At 45.6% G+C, this 26,734-nt stretch carries 26 protein-coding genes, 1 tRNA gene and 1 pseudogene; 20 read left to right on the forward strand and 8 right to left on the reverse strand.

Annotated features, from left to right (window positions below; translation table 11 throughout):
* Positions 1 to 11: 11 nt before the first annotated feature.
* The 13 genes from proC (at position 12) to O6R05_RS00160 (ending at position 10,637) form a co-directional block, all read left to right on the forward strand.
* Positions 12 to 788, forward strand: coding sequence for a pyrroline-5-carboxylate reductase (proC, locus tag O6R05_RS00100; RefSeq protein ID WP_271191536.1), 777 nt, complete (start codon positions 12 to 14; stop codon positions 786 to 788).
* On the forward strand, positions 785 to 1,363 hold the full coding sequence (locus tag O6R05_RS00105; protein ID WP_271191537.1) for a DJ-1 family glyoxalase III: 579 nt from the start codon (positions 785 to 787) through the stop codon (positions 1,361 to 1,363). The genes proC and O6R05_RS00105 overlap by 4 nt, the downstream gene beginning before the upstream one ends.
* Positions 1,363 to 2,313 carry a P1 family peptidase gene (locus O6R05_RS00110; RefSeq protein WP_271192314.1) on the forward strand — a complete coding sequence of 317 codons (951 nt, stop codon included), beginning with the start codon at positions 1,363 to 1,365 and terminating at the stop codon, positions 2,311 to 2,313. The genes O6R05_RS00105 and O6R05_RS00110 overlap by 1 nt, the downstream gene beginning before the upstream one ends.
* A gap of 51 nt (positions 2,314 to 2,364) precedes the next feature.
* Entirely contained in the window at positions 2,365 to 3,126 is a 762-nt protein-coding gene (locus tag O6R05_RS00115) for an ECF transporter S component (protein ID WP_271191538.1), read from the forward strand.
* Between the two features lie 12 nt (positions 3,127 to 3,138).
* Positions 3,139 to 3,861, forward strand: coding sequence for a type III pantothenate kinase (locus tag O6R05_RS00120; RefSeq protein ID WP_271191539.1), 723 nt, complete (start codon positions 3,139 to 3,141; stop codon positions 3,859 to 3,861).
* Positions 3,862 to 3,870: 9 nt separating this feature from the next.
* A tRNA-Thr gene (locus O6R05_RS00125) sits at positions 3,871 to 3,946 on the forward strand.
* A gap of 114 nt (positions 3,947 to 4,060) precedes the next feature.
* The gene (locus tag O6R05_RS00130) at positions 4,061 to 5,416 is read left to right on the forward strand and encodes an MATE family efflux transporter (RefSeq protein WP_271191540.1); all 1,356 of its coding nucleotides are present in this window, start codon (positions 4,061 to 4,063) and stop codon (positions 5,414 to 5,416) included.
* Position 5,417: 1 nt separating this feature from the next.
* Positions 5,418 to 6,689: a ClC family H(+)/Cl(-) exchange transporter gene (locus tag O6R05_RS00135; protein ID WP_271191541.1), complete on the forward strand. Its 1,272-nt coding sequence runs from the start codon at positions 5,418 to 5,420 to the stop codon at positions 6,687 to 6,689.
* Positions 6,686 to 7,225: a GNAT family N-acetyltransferase gene (locus O6R05_RS00140; protein ID WP_271191542.1), complete on the forward strand. Its 540-nt coding sequence runs from the start codon at positions 6,686 to 6,688 to the stop codon at positions 7,223 to 7,225. The genes O6R05_RS00135 and O6R05_RS00140 overlap by 4 nt, the downstream gene beginning before the upstream one ends.
* On the forward strand, positions 7,222 to 8,208 hold the full coding sequence (locus tag O6R05_RS00145) for a DnaD domain-containing protein (RefSeq protein WP_271191543.1): 987 nt from the start codon (positions 7,222 to 7,224) through the stop codon (positions 8,206 to 8,208). Before O6R05_RS00140 ends, O6R05_RS00145 begins: the two co-directional genes overlap by 4 nt.
* Complete coding sequence (locus O6R05_RS00150; protein ID WP_271191544.1) at positions 8,208 to 9,170, forward strand: ATP-binding protein; 963 nt, start codon at positions 8,208 to 8,210, stop codon at positions 9,168 to 9,170. The genes O6R05_RS00145 and O6R05_RS00150 overlap by 1 nt, the downstream gene beginning before the upstream one ends.
* Positions 9,171 to 9,181: 11 nt before the next feature.
* The gene (locus O6R05_RS00155; RefSeq protein WP_271191545.1) at positions 9,182 to 10,381 is read left to right on the forward strand and encodes a pyridoxal phosphate-dependent aminotransferase; all 1,200 of its coding nucleotides are present in this window, start codon (positions 9,182 to 9,184) and stop codon (positions 10,379 to 10,381) included.
* Positions 10,374 to 10,637 carry a hypothetical protein gene (locus O6R05_RS00160; protein ID WP_271191546.1) on the forward strand — a complete coding sequence of 88 codons (264 nt, stop codon included), beginning with the start codon at positions 10,374 to 10,376 and terminating at the stop codon, positions 10,635 to 10,637. The genes O6R05_RS00155 and O6R05_RS00160 overlap by 8 nt, the downstream gene beginning before the upstream one ends.
* 262 nt (positions 10,638 to 10,899) lie before the next feature.
* On the opposite strand, the gene trpA is transcribed toward O6R05_RS00160, so the two are convergent.
* The 7 genes and pseudogenes from trpA to O6R05_RS00195 all read right to left on the reverse strand — a co-directional run bounded on the left by trpA (position 10,900) and on the right by O6R05_RS00195 (position 17,304).
* Positions 10,900 to 11,676: a tryptophan synthase subunit alpha gene (gene trpA, locus O6R05_RS00165; protein WP_271191547.1), complete on the reverse strand. Its 777-nt coding sequence runs from the start codon at positions 11,674 to 11,676 to the stop codon at positions 10,900 to 10,902.
* Positions 11,669 to 12,859, reverse strand: a complete 1,191-nt coding sequence (gene trpB, locus O6R05_RS00170) for a tryptophan synthase subunit beta (RefSeq protein WP_271191548.1) — start codon at positions 12,857 to 12,859, stop codon at positions 11,669 to 11,671. The genes trpA and trpB overlap by 8 nt, the downstream gene beginning before the upstream one ends.
* The gene (locus O6R05_RS00175) at positions 12,856 to 13,464 is read right to left on the reverse strand and encodes a phosphoribosylanthranilate isomerase (RefSeq protein WP_271191549.1); all 609 of its coding nucleotides are present in this window, start codon (positions 13,462 to 13,464) and stop codon (positions 12,856 to 12,858) included. The genes trpB and O6R05_RS00175 overlap by 4 nt, the downstream gene beginning before the upstream one ends.
* Positions 13,461 to 14,243: an indole-3-glycerol phosphate synthase TrpC gene (gene trpC, locus O6R05_RS00180; protein ID WP_271191550.1), complete on the reverse strand. Its 783-nt coding sequence runs from the start codon at positions 14,241 to 14,243 to the stop codon at positions 13,461 to 13,463. The genes O6R05_RS00175 and trpC overlap by 4 nt, the downstream gene beginning before the upstream one ends.
* Entirely contained in the window at positions 14,240 to 15,271 is a 1,032-nt protein-coding gene (gene trpD, locus O6R05_RS00185) for an anthranilate phosphoribosyltransferase (RefSeq protein WP_271191551.1), read from the reverse strand. Before trpD ends, trpC begins: the two co-directional genes overlap by 4 nt.
* A gap of 3 nt (positions 15,272 to 15,274) precedes the next feature.
* Positions 15,275 to 15,841 (reverse strand): anthranilate synthase component II, encoded by a 567-nt coding sequence (locus O6R05_RS00190; RefSeq protein ID WP_271191552.1) that lies wholly within the window; start codon positions 15,839 to 15,841, stop codon positions 15,275 to 15,277.
* Positions 15,838 to 17,304, reverse strand: a pseudogene (locus O6R05_RS00195) (anthranilate synthase component I family protein). Before O6R05_RS00195 ends, O6R05_RS00190 begins: the two are co-directional and overlap by 4 nt.
* 879 nt (positions 17,305 to 18,183) lie before the next feature.
* On the opposite strand from O6R05_RS00195, the gene O6R05_RS00200 reads away from it, so the two are divergent.
* The 4 genes from O6R05_RS00200 to O6R05_RS00215 all read left to right on the forward strand — a co-directional run bounded on the left by O6R05_RS00200 (position 18,184) and on the right by O6R05_RS00215 (position 22,720).
* Positions 18,184 to 18,864 carry an HAD family hydrolase gene (locus tag O6R05_RS00200; protein ID WP_271191553.1) on the forward strand — a complete coding sequence of 227 codons (681 nt, stop codon included), beginning with the start codon at positions 18,184 to 18,186 and terminating at the stop codon, positions 18,862 to 18,864.
* A 232-nt stretch (positions 18,865 to 19,096) separates the two neighbouring features.
* Positions 19,097 to 19,768: a flavin reductase family protein gene (locus O6R05_RS00205; protein ID WP_271191554.1), complete on the forward strand. Its 672-nt coding sequence runs from the start codon at positions 19,097 to 19,099 to the stop codon at positions 19,766 to 19,768.
* Between the two features lie 18 nt (positions 19,769 to 19,786).
* The gene (locus O6R05_RS00210; RefSeq protein WP_271191555.1) at positions 19,787 to 21,373 is read left to right on the forward strand and encodes a helix-turn-helix domain-containing protein; all 1,587 of its coding nucleotides are present in this window, start codon (positions 19,787 to 19,789) and stop codon (positions 21,371 to 21,373) included.
* A gap of 27 nt (positions 21,374 to 21,400) precedes the next feature.
* Positions 21,401 to 22,720, forward strand: coding sequence for a YjiH family protein (locus O6R05_RS00215; RefSeq protein WP_271191556.1), 1,320 nt, complete (start codon positions 21,401 to 21,403; stop codon positions 22,718 to 22,720).
* 30 nt (positions 22,721 to 22,750) lie between these two features.
* On the opposite strand, the gene O6R05_RS00220 is transcribed toward O6R05_RS00215, so the two are convergent.
* The gene (locus O6R05_RS00220; protein ID WP_271191557.1) at positions 22,751 to 23,923 is read right to left on the reverse strand and encodes a carboxylate--amine ligase; all 1,173 of its coding nucleotides are present in this window, start codon (positions 23,921 to 23,923) and stop codon (positions 22,751 to 22,753) included.
* A gap of 125 nt (positions 23,924 to 24,048) precedes the next feature.
* Between O6R05_RS00220 and tpx the strand changes: the two genes are divergently transcribed.
* The 3 genes from tpx (at position 24,049) to guaB (ending at position 26,648) form a co-directional block, all read left to right on the forward strand.
* Positions 24,049 to 24,546 carry a thiol peroxidase gene (gene tpx / locus O6R05_RS00225; protein ID WP_271191558.1) on the forward strand — a complete coding sequence of 166 codons (498 nt, stop codon included), beginning with the start codon at positions 24,049 to 24,051 and terminating at the stop codon, positions 24,544 to 24,546.
* A 6-nt stretch (positions 24,547 to 24,552) separates the two neighbouring features.
* A complete protein-coding gene (gene rlmH / locus O6R05_RS00230; protein WP_271191559.1) occupies positions 24,553 to 25,029 on the forward strand; it encodes a 23S rRNA (pseudouridine(1915)-N(3))-methyltransferase RlmH in 477 nt (158 codons plus the stop codon).
* A gap of 167 nt (positions 25,030 to 25,196) precedes the next feature.
* Positions 25,197 to 26,648: an IMP dehydrogenase gene (gene guaB, locus O6R05_RS00235; RefSeq protein WP_271191560.1), complete on the forward strand. Its 1,452-nt coding sequence runs from the start codon at positions 25,197 to 25,199 to the stop codon at positions 26,646 to 26,648.
* Positions 26,649 to 26,734 lie beyond the last annotated feature (86 nt).

Consider the following 26,734-nt stretch of genomic DNA (forward strand, 5'->3'; position numbering starts at 1 on the left):
TGAGGTGAAATATGAAAGTAGGGATTCTGGGCGTGGGCAATATGGGCGGTGCCATCGCTCGCAGTCTGATGACACGTGATGACATCGAGCTGTATTTGTCCAACAAAGATAAGGATTTAAGTCAGTATGTGGGCGCTAATGTGGTGGATGTCACCGGTATTGCCAAGGTGGACTATCTGTTTTTGGGGGTTAAGCCGCACATCTATCCGGTTGTGGCGGAGGAACTCAAAGGACATTTAGCACCACAAACTGTGGTGATTTCCATTGCAGCGGGGATGACGTTTCAAAAATTGGCAGGGATGTTCCCAGCGCAAAAGCTGATTTTATCCATGCCTAACACGCCGGCTCAAGTGGGTTATGGCATGAGTGCCATCGCCCAAAATGAGTATGTCACTGAAGCGGAGTTTGAAATCGTACGCGAGCTTTTTGAAGGTTTCGGCAAGGTGACGGAACTGGATGAGGCGCTTTTTGATGCATTCAGCGCTTGTGCCGGTGCCATGCCCGCCTTCGTGTATATGTTTATCGAAGCGGCCGGTGACGGGGCTGTGCTTTCGGGTATAAAACGAAATGAAGCATATGAATTTGTTGCTGCGAGCGTCCGCGGCGCGGCAGAGATGGTACTCCAAACCGGTTGCCATCCGGGAGTCTTAAAAGATCAGGTCACTTCTCCGGGAGGCACCACGATTGAAGGCGTTCGGGCGTTGGAAGATGGCGCATTTCGCAGTGTGGTTATGGATGCTGTCATCAATGCTTGTGAGAAATCAAAGAAAATGGGGGAACACGCATGAAAGATTTAATGGTATTGTTGGCCGACGGATTTGAAGATATTGAGGCGCTGACTGTGGTGGACTTTTTGCGCCGTGGCGGTCTTGAAGTGGATACAGTTTCCGTTACAGCTCATAACACAGTCACAACCGCTCACGATGTGAAGATCTTTACCGATCTCACACTGGACGACATTAAACTGGACGACTATAAAGCACTTTATATTCCGGGGGGCAGTGCCGGCGCCGCCACACTTGCCGACAACCACAAAGTCCGTGAAATGGTGGAGCTTTATAACGGCTTGGAAAAGCTGGTCTTTGCCATGTGTGCAGGACCGGTGGTCTTAGATAAAGCCAACGTGCTGAAAAATCGGAAGTTCACCTGTTATCCCGGCGTGGAACAACGGATGAGTGACGGTCTGGTACCTGAAGATCAGGCTCTGGTAGAGGATGACAACATCATCACAGCTCGCGGTCCGGCCTATTCTGCCGCTCTTGCTTTTAAAATGATTGAACGCTTACGGGATGAGAATGCGGCTAAAGACGTGAAGAAGGCCACCTTGTACGATGAATTGGGAGGGACGCTCAGCAGCTTATGATGTATCCCGGAAAACTTTGCGATGTACCGGGCATCAGACTGGGTCATGCTCAGGATAGTGATGCCCTCACCGGCGTCACGGTATTACTAAGTGATCAACCGATGACCTGTGGGGTGGATGTGCGTGGATCTGCTCCGGGCACACGGGAGACGGATCTTTTAAAAAGTGAAAATCTGGTTTCGGAGGTTAATGCCGTAGCGCTCTGCGGCGGATCCGCCTTTGGATTGGATGCTGTCAGCGGTGTGGTCAAGTATTTGGAAGAGCAGGGTCTGGGCATGGATACCGGCTTTTACAAGGTACCTATTGTGCCAGGTGCCGTGATCTTTGATTTAGCCATCGGGCGAGCTGATGTCCATCCCGATTTTGCAATGGGCTATCAAGCCTGCACTGCCATTGATAACGACCGTCAAGGCTTAGTGGGTGCCGGTATGGGTGCCACTGTGGGCAAAGCTTTAGGCAATGCACATGCGGTGAAATCGGGTCTGGGACAGGCCAGTCTTCAGGCCGGGGAACTTATTGTCAGTTCGCTTACGGTGTTAAACGCCTTCGGAGATATCTATGACAGCGAACGTCACAGGCAAATTGCCGGTGTTCACGACAAGGGCCACTTTCTTGACACGGTCGATATTTTAAAAGAAAAAGCGAAAGAAGGCTATGATGCCTTCAAAGGTCGAAATACGACACTCTCTATTGTGGCAACAAACGGCAAGCTCTCAAAGGTGCAGCTGAACAAAGTGGCGCAAATGGCCCATGACGGCTATGCTCGAGGGATCGATCCCGTCCACACCATGTTTGACGGGGACACGATTTTTGCTGTTGCAACAGGCGATGTAGTGTGTGATAATACTCTCGTCGGCGTCCTGGCTGCAAGGTGTATTGCACGAAGTATTGCAAACGCCATTTATGCCGCCCAATCCGCCGGCGGTGTCCAATCGTATCACGAGCTCTAAGGAGCTTACAATTGAAGGGTATCTCAAAAGAGAACTCTATCAGGAGGAAACATGAATCAAACACGTACAACCAATGTCAAAAGTAGGCGGCTGGTTATCACTGCTGTCTTAGGAGCTATCACGGTGGCCCTCGGGTTCACGCCTCTGGGCTTTATTCCCCTGGGCATTTTAAACGCTACGACACTCCATATTCCCGTCATTATCGGTGCCATTGTGGAAGGCCCTGTGGTCGGTGCTTTGGTGGGTCTGATCTTCGGGTTGTCGTCGCTGTTGCGTTCTATCATGACGCCAACACCGCTGACACCGTTTATTATGAATCCGCTGGTCTCGGTCGTACCTAGGGTGTTAATCGGACTCTTTGCCGGTTATGCCTTTATTGCGGTGAAAAAGTTGAGTCCCAAGGTGATGAAAAATCTGAATATGGTGGCTTGGGCCGTGTGCAGTGCCGTGTTGGCATGGATTTTGTATCGCAATTTCCAAGCACCGCAGCTCAATGTAGTGACTACAGTGATCAGTGCTGTCTTTTTGGGATTGTGTCTTGCGATGTTATATTACAGTTCTGCTAAAATGAACGGAGATTTTCCCATTGTCGCCAGTGCATTTATCGGCTCCATGACCAATACGGTCTTCTTCCTCGGCATGATGTATCTGCTCTATGCGGAACAGTACATGGTGGCTATCGGTCAGCCGGTAGCGATGGCGCGCAGTGTCATCCTTGGGGTAGCTGTGAGCAGCGGTTTGCCTGAGGCGATTCTGAGTGTCATTGTCACCACCGCTGTCGTCAAGGCCGTAACCCTTTCCAAGCGGCATTAAAAGAGGCATGTCATGATTGTTGCCATCAATATAGAAAACAACGCTGTGCACTTTGGTCTGTTTTACGAGACCTTGGTGCATAGCTTCAGTTTTAAACGGGACTCCCTGGATACCGTGGATGAATTAAAAAAGAAAATTGAAATCTTTATGGCGCCTTACACCTTGGCGTGTGTGAAGGGATGCATCATTGCGTCGGTGGTGCCTGATATGACCTACAAGTTGAAGATGATTTTCAGCGATGCCCTGGTGGTGGGAAGCGGGGTCAGAACGGGACTGAACATTAAGTGTGAAAATCCGAAGGAAGTCGGGGCGGATCGTATTGCAAGGGCGGCTTATGTGGCGCCGGATCAGGCGATTGTACTCAGTTTAAAAGATGTGATTACTGTGGACTTTATTGAAGGCAATCAGTTTTTAGGCGGGATGATTATGCCGGGGATTTCTCTTGCCCTTGAAAGTTTAAAATCTATGGCAAAGCTTTCGAAGGTGGAACTGGAACACCCGAAGAGTCCTATCGGAAACACTACCGAGCGCTCCATTCAAGCAGGGCTCTACTATCAAAGCCGAGGTGCCGTCGCATCGGTGCTTCGAGACTATCCGCATCACAAACTTATCGCCACGGGAGAGTTTGCACCTTTTATTCTTCATGAATTTAATGGTATTGCTTTTATTAAAGACCTTGACATTCAGGGCCTTTATAAAATATACTGTTTAAATAAAAAAAGTGAGCGCGTTTAAGTGCTCTTTGCTGATATGGCTCAGTTGGTAGAGCGATTGATTCGTAATCAATAGGTCGGGGGTTCAAATCCCCCTATCAGCTCCAATGCTATGACACGGTCATAGTTTTTTTTATTTGAGATAAACCTCAAGTTGTATAAAAAAGCACCTTTTCCTATAATAGGAAGTAACGACGTCAATCAATTGAGAGGAGGATGCCATGAAACTGAAATATAATGAAAAAAGACATGTCAACTTAACGGAAGGCTCCATCGTCTCCGGGATTATCTACTTCGCCATACCTTTGCTCTTATCCAACTTCTTACAACAGCTTTATAATACGGCGGATTTGATGATCGTCGGTCAGTTTGCAGGTAAAGATCCCATGGCAGCTGTCGGAGCGACAGCACCTATTGCAAACCTCCTCATCGGTCTTTTTATCGGTCTGACTACCGGGGCAAGCGTCGTGGTTTCGCAACTCTTCGGTGCTATGGATCGGATTCGTTTAAAACGAGCCATCCATACGGCTTACGCCATTGCCATTGCCGGAGGGGCCATCATCAGTATTTTAGGGATCACTTTATCGCCGTGGATGTTGGGGCTTTTAAATACGCCGGCGTCCATTATGGATAAATCTCTGGAGTATATGCGCATTTTCTTTATCGGAATGATTCCCCTGTTGGTTTACAATATGGGCGCGTCGATCTTGAGAAGCGTCGGTGACTCCAGACGGCCGTTTAACTTTCTTTTAGTGGCGGCACTGGTCAATATCGTCTTGGATTTGGTGCTTGTCGCTTTCTTTAAAATGTCGGTTGTCGGGGCGGGTCTTGCTACGGTCACTGCACAAGTGGTCTCTGCCGTTCTCGTCACGCTGAACCTTTCTCAAACCACGGCAATTTTTAAATTGGATCTCAAGGAGATTAAATTTTACCGGGAATCGCTAAGCACCATTTTTAAAATCGGTATACCCACGGGCATTTCAACAGCCGTCATCTCCTTCTCCAACGTCGTCATTCAAGGGATGATTAACGTCTACGGTGCCAACGCCATTGCCGGCGCCGCAGCAGAATCCCGCATTGACGGTTTTATCTTCATGGGCCTGGATGCCATTGCACTCGGGGCGACGACTTTTGCCGCACAAAACTATGGCGCGGGCAAGATGGATCGCTTCAGATCGGGACTTAAAGTCACTTTAGGCATGGTCGCTGTGGAATCCATCGTCCTCGGTCTAATCGGGTATATTTTTGCTGAGCCGTTGATCACTATTTTTAACGGTGATCCGGAAGTTGTGGATATCGGTGTGAGATTTTTGCGCACTTTATCATGGGCCTATGTTTTTCTTGGTGCGAACCAAGTCATCGGCGGTTTTATACGAGGCACCGGCGAGGCTGTGATGCCTATGGCCATTTCTGTATTCGGGATGTGTATTTTCCGCTTGATCTTACTCTATTTCGGCATGAAGGTGAACAACAGTATTGACACCATCTTTATCTCCTATCCTATCACCTGGATTGTGACCGGTGCGGGAACGGGGCTGTACTATAAATTTGGCAACTGGAGAGTAAAGGGGCAATAGGGTGAGCACGAACAGAAATATTTTAAAAATGGCAGGCATGGGCAGTTTAGTGGGAATTTTTTCCGGACTTTGTGCCGTGCTGTATCGCTTTCTTATCAATCAAACCGATGCCTTTCGAGCGCCTTTCTTTCAAAAGAGCGGTCCGGAGTTGGTGTCCACTTTGATTGCCGTCCTGATTTGCGGTGTGGTGGCGGCCAAGCTCTTAACATGGGCGCCTTTTTCCGGCGGATCGGGCATTCCACAAATTCACGCCGAGCTGGAAGGTTACATCCGTATGAAGCCGCTTCGGGTCCTGCTTTCCAAGCTCACCGGTGGGACACTTTTAAATATTATTGGGCTCTCTCTGGGACGAGAAGGCCCATCTATTCAAATGGGAGGCATGGCAGGTAAGCTTGTTTCCCGTTTGGACAGCAAGTTCTCCTGGTTGCGTATCACATCGGAGGAGAAGATGCTGCTCATCTCCGCCGGTGCCGGAGCAGGGCTTGCCGCAGCCTTTAATGCACCCCTTGCCGGGGTCATCTTCTGTGTGGAGGAGCTCCACAAGAAAGTATCGCATACGCTGTTTGTGCCCATCATTGCCGCGACGACGACAGCCAATGCGGTGAGTTATGCACTGATGGGCAAGGAAACATCTTTCAGTTTCACCTTTCACCACACGCTGGATCTAAGGTACCTGTGGGTCGCTTTAATCATAGGTATTGCCACCGGTCTGGTGGGGGTTGTGTTCAATTACACGCTTCTCAAAATGCAGGACTTATGGAATCATTTTGAGTTGGATCTTATGTATAAGCTGATGTTCTTAGGCATTGTCGGCTTGTTTATCGGTCGTTATTTCTATGATATCACCGGAGGCGGGCATCACTTGGTCGAAAGCTTTGCGCGCGGGGAATACTCCCTCACGATGTTGCTCATTCTGTTAGTGACGAAGCTCTTTTATACGACCTTTGCCTATGGCAGCGGGGCCCAAGGTGGAATTTTCCTTCCGGTTTTAGTGCTGGGCGCCATTGTGGGTTCGGTGATTTTTCACTTGGTGGCAGGCTTCGGACTCAGTGAGTTTCTTTTGAATTTTATTATTTTGGGTATGGTGGGTATTTTGGCGTCGGTGGTTCAAGCGCCGATTCTTGCCATCATTCTGGTGTTGGAGATGACCGGCAGTTTCAGTCTGCTCCTCTTTTTTACCGTCACGAGTTTGGTCAGTATGTTAGTGGCAGAAATTTGCCACACGCCGCCTATTTATGACTCACTGTATGAGCGGATTGTTAAAAAGTTATGAGTCTCACTTACGAACCGTTGAATTTGAACCATGTCTTGGCATTTCGGGACTGGGGACGCCATACTGATCCCAGGTTTGATGATTATAATTTCTATGAAAAAACGGTGTCGGATTGTGAAGCATGGCTGGCGTGGAAGACCGGAGGCGGTAAGTACTATACCGTGCTCTTGGATCAGCGACCTATAGGCTACGTCTCCTTTAAACGTCTGCCGCGTCTCGGCGGGCGGGAGTTGGGTGTGGTGTTCGATCCGAACTATGTCTCTCAGGGTTACGGCAGTGAGGCACTACAGACGATGATCCGTCGTTACTTTGAGATGACGAACTATACCAAACTTTATCTGTCCGTGGCGAGGTATAATATTCGTGCAAGGCGACTTTATGACACGTTAGGTTTTCAAAAGACGCACACGACTTTTATGAAGTATGACAATCCTCGGAACGGGATGGAGATGGATAAGAACTACTTTTTTCAAATTATGGGTATGGTGTTTTTCTATGTGGATCACATGGTACTAAGAAGGAGTGATTGCCGATGAAACTACAACTGGATACGACGACCATGGATTTAGGAGACACCCCGGTTGAGAATATTTTTATCAATGATTATATGCCTCAAGCGGACGGCAACTTTGTCAAAGTCTACTTGTTAGGCTTACGACTCGCTCGCACAAAGGATTTGTCAACGGTCATGAGTTACCAGACCCTTGCAGATTTGTTGGGTTTGATTGAATCAGATGTCAAACGAGCATTTTCTTATTGGGAGCGCGTGGGAGCGGTGCGTCTTGATGAGGCGAACGGTGAGCCGACGGTGACCTATGTGAACTTAAAAGAACTCTATGTCAAACATGTCTATGCTAAGCCGGAAGCCACATCCCGAAGCACTTTTTTAGACGACAGGGACATTGCCAATCTCCTCTCTCAGGCAGACTACTATATGCGAGGTACCTTAACGCACTCAAAAAAGCGTGATATTGCCTCTTGGATTGAGACCTACAACATGCCTCCGAACCTTATTGAGGAAGCTTTTTGGTATGTCACCGAAGTGCAAAAAAAAGACAGTCTGGACTACGTGGAAGCGGTGGTGCGCAATTGGTCACGGGACAACATCCGCACTAAAGAAGATATCGAGCGCTCCATTCGGGAACATGATGAGCGTTACTATCGTCTGATGGCGGTGAAAAATCGCATCGGTCTTTCAAATAAGGCGTACACCCCGGTAGATTTTGACACGGTAAACCGCTGGTTTGATGAGGGGATGAGCATGGAGCTGGTGATGGCGGCCTGCGACAGGACGGTGAATATTCAGCATCCCAATCTCGGTTATGTGGATCGGATTTTAAGAAATTGGCAGTCCAAGGGCATCACGGATCCGAAAGAAGTGAAGGCACGGGACAGTCGTCCGACACCTCGAACGACGTTTCACAATTTTAAACAGCAGACTGAAACCATGACAGAAGACGATTTGGAAGCGCTCGCTCAGAAAAAACGGGACGCATTCCTAAAGAAGTTAGGTGAATAATGGAACTGTTTCGCAAAATTGAACGGGAGTATCAAGAGCTGCGCGATGCCGATGAGAAAGCTCACCGCAAAAAGATGGCAAAGCTATATCGCAACCTTCCTGAACTGGAAGCTTTGGATCAGAAGATTCAGCGCTTGGGGATTGAAGGGGCGAAAGAGCAGCTTCTTCATCCCAACTCCAAAGGACTTTCGGAAATCAATGAAGCGCTCTACACGCTCCGGGAGGAAAAAGCGCACCTGCTTATGACGATGGGTCTTCCCCGTGATTACACCAAGGTGGACTATCGATGTGAGCTGTGTGAGGATACAGGAAGACTGGAAGACGGCAGTCGCTGTCGTTGTTTTAAACAGCGTATCTCCCGTGAGCTCTATGAAATGAGCAATCTCAATCTACAACTGGAAAAAGAAAATTTTCTGACCTTTGATCTGGGTATTTTTTCTAAAGACGTCTACGATGGCGAAAATTTAAGTCCTCGAGACAACATGGAAGCCATTCTTCGCGTCGTGCGGCGGTTTATTGACGACTTTGAAAAAAATAATGATTTTAATATGCTTTTTTATGGTACAACAGGACAGGGCAAGACTTTTATGTTAAACTGTATAGCTAAAGAACTCTTGGATAAGAATGTCAATGTCATCTATCAAACCGCCTTCAATATCGTAGATATCGTGGAAGATCGCAGGTTTCGACGCAATGAGGCAACTCAGATGAAATACGAGCTGCTCTTAAACAGTGATTTACTTATCATCGACGATTTGGGGATTGAACGCATCAATGCCTTCTCCACATCGGAGATTTTTAACATTGTCAATTCCAGACTGTTGAGCGGCAAAAAGACGTTGATATCCACCAATCTCTCGCCGAAAGAGCTCTCGAGCACCTACACAGATCGTGTATTTTCAAGGGTATTTCAAAAGTTTATGCCGTTGAAATTTTATGGGGAAGATTTAAGACTTAGATAAGGAGTGGTATTATGAAGCTATCACAAAGAGTAAAAGAAGTTCCGTTTTCAGCGATTCGTAAATTGACACCATTGTCTGATGCGGCGGAAAAAGCGGGTAAAAAAGTCTATCACCTGAACATCGGTGCGCCTGACACCAAGACACCTGAGGAATTTCTTGATGCCATTCGCGCCATAGAACTGCAAACTATTGACTATGCGCCATCTAAGGGGATTAAAGAACTTCGGGAAGCCACCTGTGGTTACTATGCACGACGGGGTAAATCCTACGATCCGGAAAAAGACATCGTCATTACCTCCGGAGCCAGTGAAGCCTTGCGATTTGCAGTAGAAACCATCTGTGATATCGGGGACAATATTGTCACCACCAACCCGTTTTATTCCAACTATCAAACCATGGCTAAAGAAATCGGCATCAAGATGAAGACCTTTGATACAATCATTGATCAAGGTTATCGTCTGCCGTCCAAAGACGTGATTCAAGAAGCCATTGACGAGCGTTCACGAGCCATCCTTATTTCCAACCCGTCCAATCCGACCGGAGCTGTATACAGCCATGAAGAAATTCAACGTATTGTCGATGTGGCCTTGGAAAATGACCTCTTTATCATCGCCGATGAAGTCTATTCGGAATTTATTTTTGACGGAGCAGAGTTTGCCTCCTTCACAGGGGTGGAAGGCATTGACGATCGTCTTATCCTCATGGATTCTATCTCCAAGCGCTTTGGTGCGTGCGGTGCGCGCATTGGTGCACTGATCTGCAAGAACCCTGAGATTATGGACGGTGTCGTGCGTCTTGCCACCTCCCGGCTGGCCGTCTCCACGGTAGACCAAATTGGTGCGGCAGCTCTCTACGATGTGAGTGATGCCTACTTCAGAAATGTCAACGACGAATACAATCGCCGTCGTCACGCAATTTATGAGGAACTGACGAAACTTGACGGCGTGAAAGTGACCATGCCTGAAGGCGCTTTCTATGTTATGCCCGAACTGCCGGTCAAAGATACCGATGACTTTGCGGCATGGCTGTTAAACGACTTTGAAGATGAGGGTGAAACGGTGATGGTGGCCCCTGCTTTCGGCTTCTATCAAAACAACGACGCCGGAAAGACGCAAGTTCGCCTTGCCTACGTCATCAATGAAAAAGATATTCGTCGTGCCATTCAAATCTTAGGTAAGGCACTGGTTGAGTATAAGAAGGATCATGAATAAGAGTAAAATTCTACAGGCATGTCTGGTCATTGCCTTAACTGTGTTTGTCCTCTTCCAGTTTGTTACAAGAGAGATGACAGCAGCGTACTTGGAGTCCGTGCGATGGGGACTCTTAGGTCTTGTGGTGGTGCTCAGCGTACTGTATGCAAGAGATCACGATCGTCAAACCGGCGAGCATGTCACAGCCTTTTTGGTAAAAATGCTTGGCCTTTTGATTCTTTGCTACGGTCTCTTTAAGTGGCGCGGGTTAGTTTAACATAAAAACAGAGCATAATGTAATGTATCGAGGGTGGAATACACCATGCGGTGCTTACCGGATTGTAGACTTCGTAGTAGCAGATACACAGAAACGCCACAAGCGAACCGAAGATAGTATCCTGCATGAGTTTGCATACGACATTTAAATGACAAGGGGCGCACTTTTTGGAATTTCAACTCCAAAAGGTGCGCCTCTTTATTGTGGTACGATTTACCATAAGAAAAAGAGTGAATGGGAATGGGGTTTACTGTTTCTGCCACTAATTAGTTAATAGAGCCGATTTCATTGTCTTCACATACTCTGCGATGTATTTCGGCGCGTCCTTTCCATACTGTTCCAGAAGCTTGATGATTGCTGAGCCGACAATGGCACCATCAGATATGTCCGCCATTTTCTTTGATTGCTCAGGTGTGGAGATACCGAATCCGATAGCGCAGGGCACGTCGGAATTTTCTCTTATTATTTTAACAATGGAAGCGAGGTCTGTCTTGATTTCGTTTCTCACGCCTGTCACACCAAGACTGGACACGATATAAATGAACCCTTCTGCTTGCTTTGCAATCCTAGCAATACGGTTTTCAGAGGTAGGCGCGATCATTGAAATTAAATCAACGCCGTATTTTTTGCATAGCGGCTGGAACTCTTCCTTTTCTTCAAATGGCAGATCTGGCAGAATCAGTCCGTCAATTCCGATGTCACGGCAGGTGGCAATAAATTTTTCCGCACCGTAGGAAAAGACGACATTGGCATAAGTCATAAATACCATTGGAATTTTCACATCACGGCGAAGTTCTTCTACCAAAGAGAATATCTTATCCGTTGTGACACCGCCGCTCAGTGCTCTCAGGTTTGCTGACTGAATCACGGGACCCTCTGCCGTGGGATCGGAGAAAGGAATCCCGAGCTCAATGAGGTTGGCACCATTTTTTACAGCGGCACGGACAATGTCCGCTGTTGTATTTAAATCGGGATCGCCGCAGGTGATAAACGGGATGAATGCTTTTCCGTGTTCAAATGCTTTTTGAATGTTACTCATGAATATCCTCCCCTCGGTAGCAGGCAATGGCAGCACAGTCCTTGTCGCCTCTGCCGGAAATTGTAATTACGATTATTTTATCTTTATCCATCATCGGTGCAATCTTCATAGCATGTGCCACAGCGTGTGCCGATTCGATCGCAGGGATGATGCCTTCGGTCTTCGCAAGATATTCAAAAGCATTTACCGCTTCGTTATCGGTGACAGGCACGTATTGTGCTCTACCAATGTCGTGAAGGTATGCGTGTTCGGGGCCAACGCCGGGATAGTCAAGTCCTGCGGAAATAGAATAAACAGGAGCAATCTGACCATCGTTATCCTGACAGAAGTAAGACTTCATACCGTGGAAGATGCCGACTCTGCCGGTTGCAATAGTTGCTGCCGTTTCAAAAGTATCAACACCTCTGCCGGCTGCTTCACAACCGATCAAACGAACATTTTTATCTTCGATGAAATGATAGAAGCTTCCGATGGCATTTGATCCACCGCCAACACAGGCAATGACAGCATCGGGAAGTCTACCTTCTTTTACTAAAATCTGTTCTTTGATCTCTTTGGAAATGACAGATTGAAAATCACGAACGATGGTAGGGAACGGATGCGGTCCCATGACTGACCCGAGACAATAGTGAGTGTCGTTGATTCTGGAAGTCCACTCACGCATGGCTTCCGATACCGCATCTTTGAGGGTTGCCGTACCGGTCTTTACCGGAATCACCTTAGCGCCGAGCAGCCGCATGCGATACACATTTAGAGCTTGACGGATAGTATCTTCTTCGCCCATAAATACCACACATTCCATGTCCAGCAGTGCAGCGGCAGTTGCTGTAGCTACACCATGCTGACCGGCTCCTGTTTCAGCGATTAATCGGGTTTTACCCATCTTCTTTGCAAGAAGTGCCTGACCGAGCACATTGTTGATTTTATGTGCACCCGTATGATTGAGATCTTCACGTTTCAGATATACCTTCGCACCGCCAAGGTCCCTTGTCATTTTTTCGGCATAGTAAAGTCGTGATGGTCTGCCTGCATAGTTTTGGAAAAGCTCGGTGATTTCTCTGTTGAAATCCGGGTCGTTTTTGTAATGATTATACGCTTTTTCAAGCTCAATAACCGCATTCATCAGTGTTTCGGGAATATACTGACCGCCGTGAACACCAAAGCGTCCGTTTGGATTTGTCATATTTTTTCTTCCTTTCTGACAGCAGCAGTAAATGCCGCCATTTTTGTTTTGTCTTTCAGTCCGTCAGTTTCAATGCCTGAACTGACATCCACCGCATAGGGATGAAGCATACTGATCGCATTTTCCACATTGTCAGGCGTCAGTCCTCCTGCAAGGAAATAGGGTCTATTTACATTTTGTATCAGTTTCCAATTAAATACCGTTCCCGTACCTGCACCTGAATCAAGCAGTATGCAATCCGCACTACAGCATTCGGCATCGACAAGTTCTTTCTCGGATTCAATTCGAATCGCTTTGATAATCGGTTTATCGGTGAGTATTCGCAACTGCTTTATATAATCCTCGTCTTCAGCACCGTGGAGTTGAACAATATCAATAATCCCTTGATTCAAAAGATCGGCAATGGTTTTAACGTCTTCATTCACAAAAACTCCGACCGCTTTAGTATTTGCGTTAAGCAGCTGTTTCAACGCTTTTGCCTTTTGCGGCGTAATATATCGCTTGCTTTTCGGTACAAAGACAAATCCGATATATTCTGGATTTAATTCGTTAGTAGCTGCTATATCGCAGGGACGGGATAATCCGCATAGCTTTATCTTTGTCATACTGCCTCCCGAAGTTCGCTGAGTTTAGATTTTTTGTCAGTTGCTCTCATGAGGGTCTCTCCAATCAATACCGCATCTGCACCGATTTTCCGGAGCTTTATAATATCTGCACCGTCTTTTACACCGCTTTCTGACACGAAAAGTACATCACGGGGTATCAGCTCTCTTAATCTGCGACTGTTTTCGGTATCTACGGAAAAATCATTGAGATTCCGGTTGTTGACGCCAATGATTCGTGCGCCTGACTGTATCGCTGTGCTTACTTCTGTCTCATCGTGAGCTTCCACCAATGCTGAAAGACCGAGTTCATCGCATAAGCCAATATACTCTCTGATTTGGCTTGAATCCAGTATCGAGCAGATAAGAAGCACCGCTGAGGCACCGAGTATCTTAGCTTCGTAGATCATATATTCATCCACCGTGAAGTCTTTCCTAAGACAAGGGATCGAAACTGAGTTTGCAATCTCCATAAGATGTTCATCACTACCCAAAAACCACTTGGGCTCAGTCAGGACTGAAATGCAGTCGGCACCCGCCATTTCATATTCCTCTGCAATTTGTAAATACGGAAAGACCGGGGCAATCACACCTTTTGAGGGAGAGGCTTTTTTACACTCACAGATAAAAGATAGGTCAGGCTTTTTCAGGGCGTTTTCAAACGCAAATGTGCCTTGAGGTAAGTCTAATGTCTGCTGCTTGATTTCTTCGAGGGATAGTTTATTTTTGGCTTCTGCCACTCTCTTTCTGGCATGATCAGCAAGTCTGTCAAGTATTGTCATTCTTCTACCTCCGGCCGATTGCTGACTTCGATCAGTTTATTTAGTGTTTCCAGTGCTTTGCCGGAGTCAATGATAGCTGCAGCAAGTGCGACACCGTCTTTCATGCTCTTAGCTTTACCGCCGATATAGAGTGCCGCACCGGCATTCATAAGCACGACATTTCTCTTAGGGCCTTTTTCGCCTTTTAGAATTGAAAGGGTAATTTCAGCGTTTTCTTCAGGCGTGCCGCCCTTCAGATCTTCTTTCGTGCAGCGCTCAAATCCGAAATCTTCGGGCGTTATCACCGATGATTTGAACCAGCCGTCTCGAATCTCGCAGATCGTAGTCGGAGCACTCATAGAAATTTCATCCAGCTGATCCTGACCATAGACGACCATACCACGCTTGATTCCAAATTTGATGAGAACCTGTGCCAGCGGATCAACCAGATACTCGTCATACACGCCGAGCAACTGCATGGAAGGTGTACCCGGATTGGTCAGAGGTCCGAGGATATTGAACACGGTACGGAATCCGAGTTCTTTGCGGATAGTTCCCACATACTTCATCGAGGCATGGTATTTTTGTGCGAAGAAGAAACACATGCCGACTTCGTTGAGAAGTTCAATACATTTGCTGGGGCTTTGCTGAATATTGACGCCGAGTGCTTCCAGACAGTCCGCTGTTCCGCACTGGGAGGATGCAGCCCGATTGCCGTGCTTGGCCACTTTCATACCGCCCGCCGCCGCAACCAGGGCCGAAGTGGTAGAGATATTAAAGCTATGTGTATTGTCACCACCGGTGCCGACAAGTTCAAAAAGCTCCATGTCAGTTTCCACTTTGATAGCATGTGCTCTCATTGCAGCTGCACAGCCTGCGATCTCATCGGCAGTTTCGGCTTTGGCGTTTTTGGTAGACATGGCTGCCAGAAAAGCGGCATTCTGTGTAGGCGTTGTCTCACCACTCATAATTTCGTTCATGACAGTGTACGCCTCATCATAGGTGAGATCTTCTTTATTTACAATTTTTACAATAGCTTCTTTAATCATGGCTCATATCTCCTTTATGAAATTTTTAAGCATCTGCTTTCCATCTGGTGTCATGAGAGATTCCGGATGGAATTGTACGCCATAGATGGGGTAATCTTTATGCTGTACTGCCATCACTTCGCCGTTCGTGGTGAGCGCGGTAATTTTTAGGCATCTGGGAATTGTGTCGGCATCCGCAGCAAGGGAATGGTACCGTGCGACAGGTGCAACTTCGGGACAACCTTTGAATAACAAGCAATCTGCGTTGAAATTGACATGCGATTGTTTGCCGTGCATTAGCTCCCCTGCATACGTCACCGTCGCGCCGAATGCCGCACAGATCGCCTGATGACCAAGACAAACACCTAAGATCGGGATGTGGTGGATGGTTTTCACAACATCCATGAGGATACCGGCATCCTCCGGCCTACCCGGCCCGGGTGACAAAATGATGTGACCCGGATTCAAATCTCTGATCTGTTCCACCGTCATGTCATCGTTTCGGATGACCTTGATGTCCGGCTCGATTTCGCCGACAAGTTGATAAAGGTTATAGGAAAAACTGTCGTAGTTATCGATCAGTAAAATCATAGGTCCACCTCCTGGGCAAGCTCTAACGCTTTAAGTGAAGATTTAGCTTTGTTCAGGCACTCTTCAAATTCTTTTTCAGCAACGGAATCAGCTACGATACCGGCACCGCTTCGCACGAAGACCTTGCCGTTTTTCTTGTAGGCAATACGGATGGCAATGCAGGTGTCCATATTGCCCGTAAAGTCGATGTATCCGATAGCACCGCCATAGATGCCGCGCTTGTTGTTTTCAAGTGCTCCAATCAACTGGCAGGCTCTGATCTTCGGCGCCCCGCAAAGAGTGCCTGCGGGTAGTACCGCTTCAATAGCATCCAAAGTGTCTTTATCTTCGCAAATCTCACCCCGTACCGTAGAGCCAATGTGCATGACATGAGAAAATCGCTCAATCGAATGCAGCGTCTAGACCTGAACTGTTCCGAATTTGCTGATTTTACCCAAATCATTTCGTCCCAGATCGACCAGTATATTGTGTTCGGCAAGTTCCTTTTCGTCTGCAAGCAGTTCTAGTTTCAATGCGTTATCTTCGTCAGCGGTTTTTCCCCTCGGCCGGGTTCCGGCAAGTGGGAAAGTGTGGAGTACGCCGTTTTCCAGCTTAACCAAAGTTTCAGGGGAGGCCCCTGCAATCTCTACATCAGTACCGGAAAAGTAGAACATATACGGTGAAGGATTGATAGTGCGCAGTACACGGTAGGTATTGAGCAAACTTCCTTCAAAAGGAGCCGATAGACAGTTAGAAAGCACAATTTGAAAAATGTCGCCCTCATGAATGTAATGCTTCGCTTTTTCAACCATTTCACAAAACTGTCCTTTGTCAAATAGTGGGGTGACCTCACCGAGCAGTTTACCGCTGGGCTCGTTTTTCTTTGCGCCGTGTCGGATAAGCGCTACAAGTTGTTTTAACTCCGTAACTGCTTTTTTGTATTCGATCTTCACATCGTCCAGTGGCATATTGACGATGAGGATGATCTTCTGACGTAAATGATCGAAAGCAATAACCTTGTCAAATAGCATCAGATCAACATCCTGGAATGACTCGGGATCTTCCACATCGCATTGAACACTAGGTTCACTATATCCCAAGTAATCGTAGGAGAAATATCCGACAAGACCGCCTGTAAAAGAGGGTAGATAATCAAATCGAGGACTTTTGTAATTCGCAAGGATCTGACGCAGATACGCCGATGGATTTTTCGTCGTCACTTTAAGATTGCCTATCGTCATCTCTCCGGCAATACAGGTGATCTCCAGTTTCGGTTCAAAACCAAGGAAAGTATACCGGCCCCAAGTTTCGTTCGTCTTTGCCGATTCCAGCATATAGCAGTGTGTCGATACATTTTTCAGTATCTTCATTGTTTCAATAGGTGTTGTAAAGTCGCAAAGCAGTTCACAGCTTACCGGCAGCATAGTATATGTTGAGGCTGAAGCAATGTCTATGACTTCAGCTAAAGTTGGCAGAATTTTCATTCACTGCACCTCCAAATTGGTTGAATGAAGTTGCTTGAAATTATATGAAGGATTTAATTTTCTATGATTTGCAGAGACTGTATCATCGTTTTAGCAGCAGCATATGGCAACCTCCTTAAAAAGGAAAAGACTCCTTTGACGTTATATTTCAGTCAAAGGAGTCCTATAAAACAAAAACGTCCTTGATAGAAATATACTTTCTATCAAGGACGAATAAAACACGTATCCGCGGTGCCACCTTGATTCACGGCAATAAGCCGTGCACTTAGCGGGATACCAACATATCCCCGACATTTGTACGCCTGCCCACAGCGTCGCAGAATACTTTGTGAAAATCACATTTGACTGCGCCCTCAGCGGTCCATTTGACAACTTGTTTCTTACCCGACTCTCAGCAACACGGGTTCTCTGTAAAGGCATGATTGCCGTTATCTCCGCTTCAACAGTTTGAATGATTAAATTTTTATGAATTATAGCACGCATATTTTAGACTGTCAATATGTAACTTTCATTTTAATATAACAGGACAGACGAGATAGTTATCATGAACAGGGAAATACGAACTTGCGCACTGCATACGCAGAACTATAGCGTGCAATCGTAGCCTAATGAGAAAATTAGACAGTTCGCTGTCCCATAGCAGACATTTTGCTTTAGTAGAGAAAATACTCTTGATAAATCGCTCTGCGGATGAATTGGCTCTGTTTTTCTGTGTTGGAAAGATGGTAACCGGGCACTAAGATGTGTCAGACAAACGGAATATCATAATGCAGACAAGCTTCAATGAGAATTCGTAATGATCCGATTGTCCAGACAACGACCATGGTAACAGGCCGTCGTTTATGTTAGGATAACTCTTAGAGAATAAAGGAGGCAACGATGAAACGCGGTATATTTTTCGATAAAGATGGCACACTCTTAAAATTGCAAGAAACATGGCTCCATGCCATGGCTCACTTTATAGATCACGATCTGAGCGAATGGCTTAACGATGGCGATATTGCCGATTGCAGCGCTGCCATAGGATTGGTGGACGGACAGATTTTACCCAACTCCATCATTGCAAGCGGCACGCTTATGGACATCGCCAATGATATGTATCGGCACACCGACATGGATGCACAGACCTTTTACACCCGGGTAAAGGCAAGTGTGACAAGCTATCTGGCCGAGCACATCCATGAGGTTACGCCGATGGATGGCGCCGAAACCGTCTTAAAAGCGTTAAAAGAAAAGGGCGTAGCAGTGGCGGTGCTCACTAATGACGAGACGGATATTGCCGAGATGATGTTGGAACACACCGGGCTTTTGTCCTATGTCGACTTGGTTCTCGGGGCCGATCAGACTAAGGCCAAGCCGGATCCGGATATGTTGATTGCTGCATTAAAAGCGCTGGAACTCAGCAGAGAAGACGTCGTCTATGTCGGCGATTCACTGGTGGACTATGACTTCTCTAAAAATTTGGTGGATTTTGTCGGCATTGGCGGCACATTCCCCAAAAGTGTGACCGTCATTGAGCATTTGGACGAACTTCTCTCGGGGACGTGGTTTCAAAACTAGTTAGTTGAGTCGCGGGGCACCGCTGTATTTTAATTGGATATGCCGGAGGAACAAAAGGTTATAAGGTAAGAAAAAAGACAGGTTCGCCTGTCTTTTTTTATGGTACTTTAATTAAGTCACGTGCAAAATAATTTGGATTTTGAATAAAATATTCCATGGACATGAAAACGTTAATCTCATAGTATTAGGTTACGATTATCAACACAATAAATAAGCTATGAGGAGGTCTATTATGTTTTATGAACCCAGAAAGAATAATCACGGATTACAATACAATCCTTTCAAATCATCGACAGTACCGCGAGTTATTGGGTGGATTTCCACTAAAAATGAAGATGGTACGGATAATATTGCGCCGTACAGTCAATTCACCAACTTAACTTTCGATCCGCCAATGGTGATTTTTTCTGCCAATCAGCATCCTGTGACAGGAGATAGAAAGACGACAGTTAAAAATATCGAGCGAACCGGAACATTTGTCTACAACATGGTGTCTGAAAACTTGAAAGAGGCAATGAATGCTTCGTCGATAGCGGTATTACCTGAAGGGGTCCAAGATAAGTTTGAATATTGTCAGTTAGAGAAGGAAACAGCCCAATTGATGGATGTTGAGATGGTTAAGGCCTCGCCGATTAAATATGAATTTAAGTATGTACAATCTCTACGTTTGCCGGCATGTGGCGGCATCGCTACAGTAGATATTATTATTGCCGAGGTGATTGGAATTCATGTCGCTGATGAGTACATTGAAGGGGATAAAATTAATATTTGTCAAATCAAACCGGTGGCAAGACTGGGTTACTACGATTTTACCGTGATCGATAACAGCTTTGAAATGGAGCCGCCGATCATTGATGAGGCACATCAAGATCTGGTTAATCGCGGACTAGAAGGCAGGGTTTAAGAAGCGGGAGGAAGTTACATGATTGCGTTTATAAATATTTCAAATGTTATCAAAAAGCATATGGATCAACGTATAACTCCCTCCATAGAAATCACCTTAAATAATAGCAATTTTGTCAATGTAGAGGCGTATCAGACCGACGAACCGGTGACTATTGTCTATCAGTATGCCTCTGGTATCGAGTCGGCACTACTTTTTTTGAAAAATAAATATTTGAATACTTGTCTTATCGGTATTTTCTCTTTAGATCATGCCCAAGATGTAGAAAGTCTAATGGACAAAAAACTCATCGATCACATGGTGATATGTCGTGAGGGTTGGACTCAACGCTTAAATCAATTGATTTTACAGGTGTGTTCCCAAGAAGAAATGCATTGGCACAGCATTTCCAATAATGACAAGGCGATGCTTACGAGTTTTTATATTTACAATCTTATTTATGGCGACTTGGGTAAGTTGACCAATCAACGCCATGTAAAGGCGCAAATTGGCTTACAGGGTGATCCGAATTGTGCGGTCACAATTATGATGGATGATTTTTGGGAAAAGTGTCGACATTACGACAATCATCAACGATACCGTTTAAAAATGCGGTGTTTGGATTTAGTAAGAGAAGTCATTAACGACTTAAACTTAGATGCGGTGGTGTCCTCGCTTGTAGGCACGGACAAATTAGTTTTGTTGGGATGCTTCAACGAGGAGGAAGCTGTACGTAGGATTTATGACGCCTTTAAAGTGGTACAGTCGCATATTGCAGCTACCATGGATTTTACTGTGACTATTGGGGTTGGCAATTTCGTATCTCGTTACCAAGATATTGATGCTTCTTATGAACAAGCATTTCAAGCCTTGGCTTATTCTTTTTATGTGGGAAGTAACAGTATTATTTACTATGATGAAATCAAAAATCATACAACATATACGTCCGCAAATGATGAAATCCCAAGTTTTAAATATGCTTTTTTCAAGAATATCAGTCATTGGAATGAAGCGGATTTAATTAAAGAATATAAAAAAATTATTAATGGTCTTTTACAAAAAGCTTTTAATTCTGAAACAGTGAAATCTATTATTATGAAGTTTAATTTTGAGGTGGTGGATTATCTGGTAGCTATAGATGCAGCCAACCAAGTCTTATATAAAGATGTTATCAATCTTAATTCAGATATTTTGCGGGCCAGTTCTTTGGAAATCATTGAACGATATTTTTTGACCTTTATTCAAAATATTGATTCGACACTACAACAGTTAAAAGATAGCGATCATATTAAATTAGGCGTGGAATCAGCGAAAACATTCATAGATAAATATTACTACAGAGATATTTCCCTAAATGAAGCCGCCCAAGTGGCAAATATGAGTGAATCTTATTTCAGTAGGAAATTCAAAGAAGTTTATGGGCTCAATTTTTCTGAATATTTGCAAAATAAGAGATTAGAGACAGCAAAGGAATTACTTGAACAGTCGAATGAGATGATTTTAGATATTGCTAATAAAGTAGGATTTAATGATCCTTCGTACTTCAGCAAGCGTTTTAAAGAACGCTACCATCAAGCTCCGTATTACTTTAAGCATTGTGATCATCGCAAAAAGCAGGGTTACTAGTCAGGTCGAGAAAAAGGAGGGTAACTAATGGATAACAAGCATAAGATTTATAATAGCAAGAATGTGCTTAAATTTATCCTGATTTCCGCAATAGGCATCGTGATGTTTTTTATTCAAATTACAGTGAATGGTGACACATCGATACCGGTAGAAATGATTGTATCTTGGATTCAAACACATTTCATGCCCTTGTGCCGAATATATGCCTTGATTTTTATTATACTCGGTGCGATACTTCCTTATGTTAAAGGTACATATAAGCAAAATGTCACAACTATGATATTTTCAGTTTTGAAAATAGTAGGCGCTATCGCCAGTATAGGTATATTTTTTAACATTGCACCGAAGGCTGTGATGGACCCGGATGTCGGACCGTATTTATTTGAATCATTAGGTGTGGGGCTGGGTGTTTTGATCCCGATTTGTGCCATATTTATCAGCTTCCTTATTAGCTACGGTTTGGTAGATGCAGTGGGTATGCTGATTCGACCGGTCACGCAAGCTATATGGAAAAGACCGGGTATATCTGCCATTGATGCCATCTCGTCGTTTGTAGGCAGTTCGGCTATGGGCATTATGATTACGAACGGATTATTTAAAGAAAAGAAATATACAGTTAAAGAAGCCGGCATCATCGTTACAGGTTTTTCTGCTGTAGCGATTACTTTTATGGTCGTTGTTGCTGAAACTTTGAACTTAATGAGTTACTGGAATGTGTTCTTTACATCCGCTTTACTCATTACTTTTGCGGTGACTGCACTGACGGCTCGTATTGATCCGATTAAATCGTTACCGAATACTTATTATAATAACGAAGCAGGCGCCATTGAAGAAGTGAAGGAAGGCAATATCTGCAAACAGGCCTTAATAGAGGGACTGAGAGTTTGTAGTGAAGCACGCCCGATAGTGGAAAATATCACTATATATTTAAAAGATGCTATGGTTTTGGTTTTGGAATATTTGCCTAATTTAATGTCTATAGGTTTAATGGGATTATTGCTGGCAGAATATACACCGGTTTTCGATGTGCTTGGGTACCTTTTCTATCCCGTAACCTGGCTGCTGCACTTTTCAGATCCTGTTTTGGCTGCGAAAGCTACGGTTCTTGGTTTGGCTGAGATGTATTTGCCGGTGCTGTTGGTTGTTGATGCTGATATTATGACACGATTTGTTGTAGGGATAGGCAGCATTACAGGAATTTTAATGTTTTCATGCACCATCCCGGTTATTTTGGCTACTGAAATCAAAGTGAGTTTAAAACATTTAGTGATCATATGGGTTGAACGCGCGGTCATCTCTTTAGTTTTGGCTCGATTGGTAGGTATGTTGATTTTTAGAACGATTTAAAAAAATGACAGGAACCCCTGTCATTTTTTATTACTGTTTAAATAGCCGCTTGAATTTGTTCGTGACGGCCCAGGTGAAGAAGGTCCATCCGGGACCCAAATCGTCCCACGCGAAGGTGGATGCCACTTTTTTTAAGCGGAAGGTTTTTAAGATATCCGGCAAGGTCATCTGACCGGTTTTGAGATAGTTTTTAATGGATGGAATGTCCTCGTAGAGGTATTTCCAATAGGTTTCGGTGTTGTGTTTGAGTTTGACGCCGGATACGGGTTTGCCGATGGCGTGGTTGTAATACATCATCGGCGTGTTCATGCCCAGGTGACAGTGCATTTCGACGAAGTTGACGAAGCGCACGTTCACTTCCACGAGATAAATGGTGTTGTTTCGTTGATCCCGTTTCAATTCGACTTCGGCAAAGCCTTGGTAGTCCACTGTTTTGAAAAGGGGCATGCACAGGTCATAGAGTTCAGGTATGTATTCCTGTTTGGCGTAAGTGCTGGCACCGAAATTGTTGGGCCACTGACGAATTTTCGAGGTGGTCAGATAGCTTTTTGCCTCGCCGTCCTGCATATAGACGTCGAAGGAATAGCAGTTGGATTCCGGACCCATGACAATGCGCTGAACAAAGACATCGAAGCCTTCTTGTCGGCACAGTGCCATTTTTGTGGTAAGCTCGCTGCGGGAGTGAACCATAAACATTTTTTCCCGAAAGCGATTGACAAAGGGCATGGAATCACGAGGTTTGATGACGCATGGAAAACCGAGATTTTCCGAGACGACCTCTTCCAAGTTGTCCGTGTCCATGGGGATGATCTCCGGTGTAGGAATGCCTAGGGGCTCAGTGTATTTTAAGAGGGTTTCTTTGTCGGAGAGTTCGGCATAGAGTCCTTTTTTGTCGTTGGGCCACAGGTAATAGGCTTTCAGAACATCGAAGTTTTTTTCCATGAAGCTGACGTAGAGGTCGGCCGTGGGAATGAGGACGGGTTTTTCTTTTTGTTTTTTGGCGTAGTCGATGAGAAAGTCGACCAGTTGCGCTTCTTCTTTTTCATAGTGGGGAGCGATGAGGCGCTCGCTGACATATTTGGATACGCCGTAGTGGGATGGTGCATAGTCCACACTGACGACGTGGACACCGTTGCGTCCCAAGTTGCGCACCGTTGAAAGACCGATATAATAGTTGGTGCCGAGCACCACAGCTTTATTCATAATCTCATCTCCTCATTGGAATTATTATACCAAATGCTTAAGGTTTTTAAAATTGGATATAAATAAAGTAACGTGTACAACACAACTATCATTTTGACGTATAACTATAGAAAAGAGGAATAACAATGGTAAAATTTAACGGTAATCCAGTAACTTTAGTAAAAGAACCGGTTAAAGTGGGAGATATGGCACCAAGCTTTAAGGCAACCAATCCTGATCTGAGCGAATTTCATTCTGAGGATGTCAAGGGTAAAGTGGTTGTTTATTCCATTGCACCGTCTATTGATACCGGCGTATGCCAATTGCAAGCGAAAGAATTTAACCAAAGAGCAACCGAACTCAGTGATGATGTCGTTGTTTATACCGTCACGGTGGATCTGCCTTTTGCACAATCCCGTTTCTGCGCCGCTGAAGGTATTGAAAACGCCAAGATTATCTCCGATTATAAAGACCGGGAATTCGGTGAAAAGTTCGGCTTTCTCATCAAAGAACTGGGTCTTTTAGCTCGCGGGGTCGTGGTTGTGGACAAAGAAGGCAAAATCACTTATGTTGAAGTGGTGGATGAAGTGACCCATGCGGTAGACTTTGATGCGGCTGTTGAAGCTGTGAAGCAACTGTCTTAAGCACCTATGAAAATTACGATTTTAGCTGTGGGAAAGCTAAAGGATAAATTTATTAGTGAAGGTATTGAGGAGTTTGCCAAGCGGCTGACTCCTCATTGTACGTTGGAGATCAAAGAGGTCAAAGATGAGCCTGCACCGGAGCGTCTGTCCGATAAGGAAGCGCTCCGGGTAAAGACAAAGGAGGGTGAAAAACTCCTGATGCATATCAAAGAGGGGGATTATACCATTGCCCTTGATCTTCGAGGTAAGAAGCTCACCAGCGAAGCTTTTGCCGAGCGGTTGGATTCCGTGATGATGAACCATTCTCATATCAATTTTGTCATCGGCGGCTCGTTGGGTCTGAGTGATGCGGTGTTATCCGCCTCGAACTTCCGGCTCTCTTTTTCCGATTTCACCTTTCCTCATGGACTGATGCGGCTCATTCTTGCAGAACAAATTTATCGGGCCTTTCGCATTATAAACGGCTTTCCCTATCACAAATAAACGACGCGCTTTGCGCGTCGTTTTTTATATATTTTATGAGATTTAACGGAAGAGCGTGCTAACTCAAGTGTAAGCCGAGGCTCTATTTTTAGCCATTTGTGACTTTCAGTCCTTGACATTGCAACCTATTTCATGTAGATTGAAGTTGAAAAGAAAAGGGGTGTAATATGATTCAATTAAAAGAAGGACTGACCTTCGATGATGTACTCTTGCTTCCCGGCGAATCTGATGTGTTGCCTAACGAAGTTGATTTACGCACACAGCTTACGAAAAAAATCACATTAAATATTCCCATTTTAAGCGCAGGGATGGATACCGTCACTGAGAGCCGCATGGCCATTGCCATGGCACGTGAAGGCGGCATCGGGATCATTCACAAGAATATGTCCATTGAGGAGCAGGCTTTGGAAGTGGACCGTGTCAAACGCTCAGAGCACGGTATTATTTCCGATCCGTTTTATCTATCCCGGGACAATACACTAAAAGATGCCAACGATATTATGGCCCGTTATCGTATCTCCGGTGTGCCGATTGTGGATGAGGCTATGAAGTTGGTGGGGATTCTCACCAATCGGGATGTGCGTTTTGAAGAGGATGAGAGCCGTTTGATCGGCGATGTGATGACCTCGGAGAATTTACTTACCGGACGCCCGCATATTTCCATGGAAGAAGCGCTGTTGAAGATGAAAGAGCGCAAGGTGGAAAAACTGCCGATCATTAAAGATGACGGGACGTTGGACGGTCTGATTACCATTAAGGACATCAATAAAATGCATGACTACCCTAACTCCGCCAGAGACAGCAAAGGTCGCCTGCTCGTCGGTGCGGCGGTAGGGATCACCGTGGACATGATGGAACGGATCAAGGCTCTTGTGGATGCCAATGTGGACGTGCTCACGGTGGATACGGCCCACGGACACAGCTTGAATGTACTAAAGGCGATTGCGACTATCAAAGAGGCCTATCCGGATGTTCAGCTCATCGTGGGGAATGTGGCAACCTCTGACGGCACTGAAGCTTTAATTAAAGCCGGTGCGGACTGCGTCAAAGTGGGTATCGGCCCCGGATCCATCTGTACCACTCGGGTGGTCACCGGTGTCGGCGTACCGCAAATTACGGCAATTATGGATGCTGTGGAAGCTGCGGACAAGTACAATATTCCTATTATTGCCGACGGCGGTATCAAGTACTCCGGGGATATTGTCAAAGCGTTGGCCTGTGGTGCCAGCACTATTATGGCAGGTTCCCTCTTTGCAGGCTGTGAAGAGTCGCCGGGCGAAGAAGTGATCTTTGAAGGCAGAACCTATAAAGAATATCGTGGCATGGGCTCCCTTGCAGCAATGAAGGCCGGCTCCTCTGACCGCTACTTCCAAAACAACACCAAGAAATTGGTACCGGAAGGCGTTGAAGGGCGTGTGCCGTACAAGGGCAAAGTCAGCGATGTCATCTATCAGCTCCTGGGGGGTCTCAGATCCGGTATGGGCTATATTGGCAGCGCCACCATTGAACAAATTCAAGATAAAGCGCGCTTCGTGAAGATCACGCCGGCGTCGTTGGTTGAAAACCACCCTCACGATATCACCATCACTCGCGAATCACCAAACTACACAAAAATGTAAGAAGCCTGCCTAGGGATCCAAGCTGAGCTAAGGACCTAGCGGCGGGGATATCGTCAGATATTACACCTAAGGGACAAAAGCCCAGG

Source organism: Peptoniphilus equinus (assembly GCF_027921445.1).
Taxonomy (GTDB): domain Bacteria; phylum Bacillota; class Clostridia; order Tissierellales; family Peptoniphilaceae; genus Peptoniphilus; species Peptoniphilus equinus.

Coding starts and splice junctions, on each gene's coding strand:
- O6R05_RS00150 (WP_271191544.1), top strand. CDS start 8,208: ATGGAACTGTTTCGCAAAATTGAACGGGAGTATCAAGAGCTGCGCGAT.
- O6R05_RS00115 (WP_271191538.1), top strand. CDS start 2,365: ATGAATCAAACACGTACAACCAATGTCAAAAGTAGGCGGCTGGTTATC.
- O6R05_RS00130 (WP_271191540.1), top strand. CDS start 4,061: ATGAAACTGAAATATAATGAAAAAAGACATGTCAACTTAACGGAAGGC.
- O6R05_RS00110 (WP_271192314.1), top strand. CDS start 1,363: ATGTATCCCGGAAAACTTTGCGATGTACCGGGCATCAGACTGGGTCAT.
- O6R05_RS00215 (WP_271191556.1), top strand. CDS start 21,401: ATGGATAACAAGCATAAGATTTATAATAGCAAGAATGTGCTTAAATTT.
- trpA (WP_271191547.1), bottom strand. CDS start 11,676: ATGAGTAACATTCAAAAAGCATTTGAACACGGAAAAGCATTCATCCCG.
- trpB (WP_271191548.1), bottom strand. CDS start 12,859: ATGACAAATCCAAACGGACGCTTTGGTGTTCACGGCGGTCAGTATATT.
- O6R05_RS00175 (WP_271191549.1), bottom strand. CDS start 13,464: ATGACAAAGATAAAGCTATGCGGATTATCCCGTCCCTGCGATATAGCA.
- guaB (WP_271191560.1), top strand. CDS start 25,197: ATGATTCAATTAAAAGAAGGACTGACCTTCGATGATGTACTCTTGCTT.
- O6R05_RS00160 (WP_271191546.1), top strand. CDS start 10,374: ATGAATAAGAGTAAAATTCTACAGGCATGTCTGGTCATTGCCTTAACT.
- O6R05_RS00155 (WP_271191545.1), top strand. CDS start 9,182: ATGAAGCTATCACAAAGAGTAAAAGAAGTTCCGTTTTCAGCGATTCGT.
- rlmH (WP_271191559.1), top strand. CDS start 24,553: ATGAAAATTACGATTTTAGCTGTGGGAAAGCTAAAGGATAAATTTATT.
- tpx (WP_271191558.1), top strand. CDS start 24,049: ATGGTAAAATTTAACGGTAATCCAGTAACTTTAGTAAAAGAACCGGTT.
- O6R05_RS00220 (WP_271191557.1), bottom strand. CDS start 23,923: ATGAATAAAGCTGTGGTGCTCGGCACCAACTATTATATCGGTCTTTCA.
- O6R05_RS00190 (WP_271191552.1), bottom strand. CDS start 15,841: ATGATTTTACTGATCGATAACTACGACAGTTTTTCCTATAACCTTTAT.
- O6R05_RS00140 (WP_271191542.1), top strand. CDS start 6,686: ATGAGTCTCACTTACGAACCGTTGAATTTGAACCATGTCTTGGCATTT.
- O6R05_RS00205 (WP_271191554.1), top strand. CDS start 19,097: ATGTTTTATGAACCCAGAAAGAATAATCACGGATTACAATACAATCCT.
- proC (WP_271191536.1), top strand. CDS start 12: ATGAAAGTAGGGATTCTGGGCGTGGGCAATATGGGCGGTGCCATCGCT.
- O6R05_RS00120 (WP_271191539.1), top strand. CDS start 3,139: ATGATTGTTGCCATCAATATAGAAAACAACGCTGTGCACTTTGGTCTG.
- O6R05_RS00145 (WP_271191543.1), top strand. CDS start 7,222: ATGAAACTACAACTGGATACGACGACCATGGATTTAGGAGACACCCCG.
- O6R05_RS00200 (WP_271191553.1), top strand. CDS start 18,184: ATGAAACGCGGTATATTTTTCGATAAAGATGGCACACTCTTAAAATTG.
- trpC (WP_271191550.1), bottom strand. CDS start 14,243: ATGACAATACTTGACAGACTTGCTGATCATGCCAGAAAGAGAGTGGCA.
- trpD (WP_271191551.1), bottom strand. CDS start 15,271: ATGATTAAAGAAGCTATTGTAAAAATTGTAAATAAAGAAGATCTCACC.
- O6R05_RS00105 (WP_271191537.1), top strand. CDS start 785: ATGAAAGATTTAATGGTATTGTTGGCCGACGGATTTGAAGATATTGAG.
- O6R05_RS00210 (WP_271191555.1), top strand. CDS start 19,787: ATGATTGCGTTTATAAATATTTCAAATGTTATCAAAAAGCATATGGAT.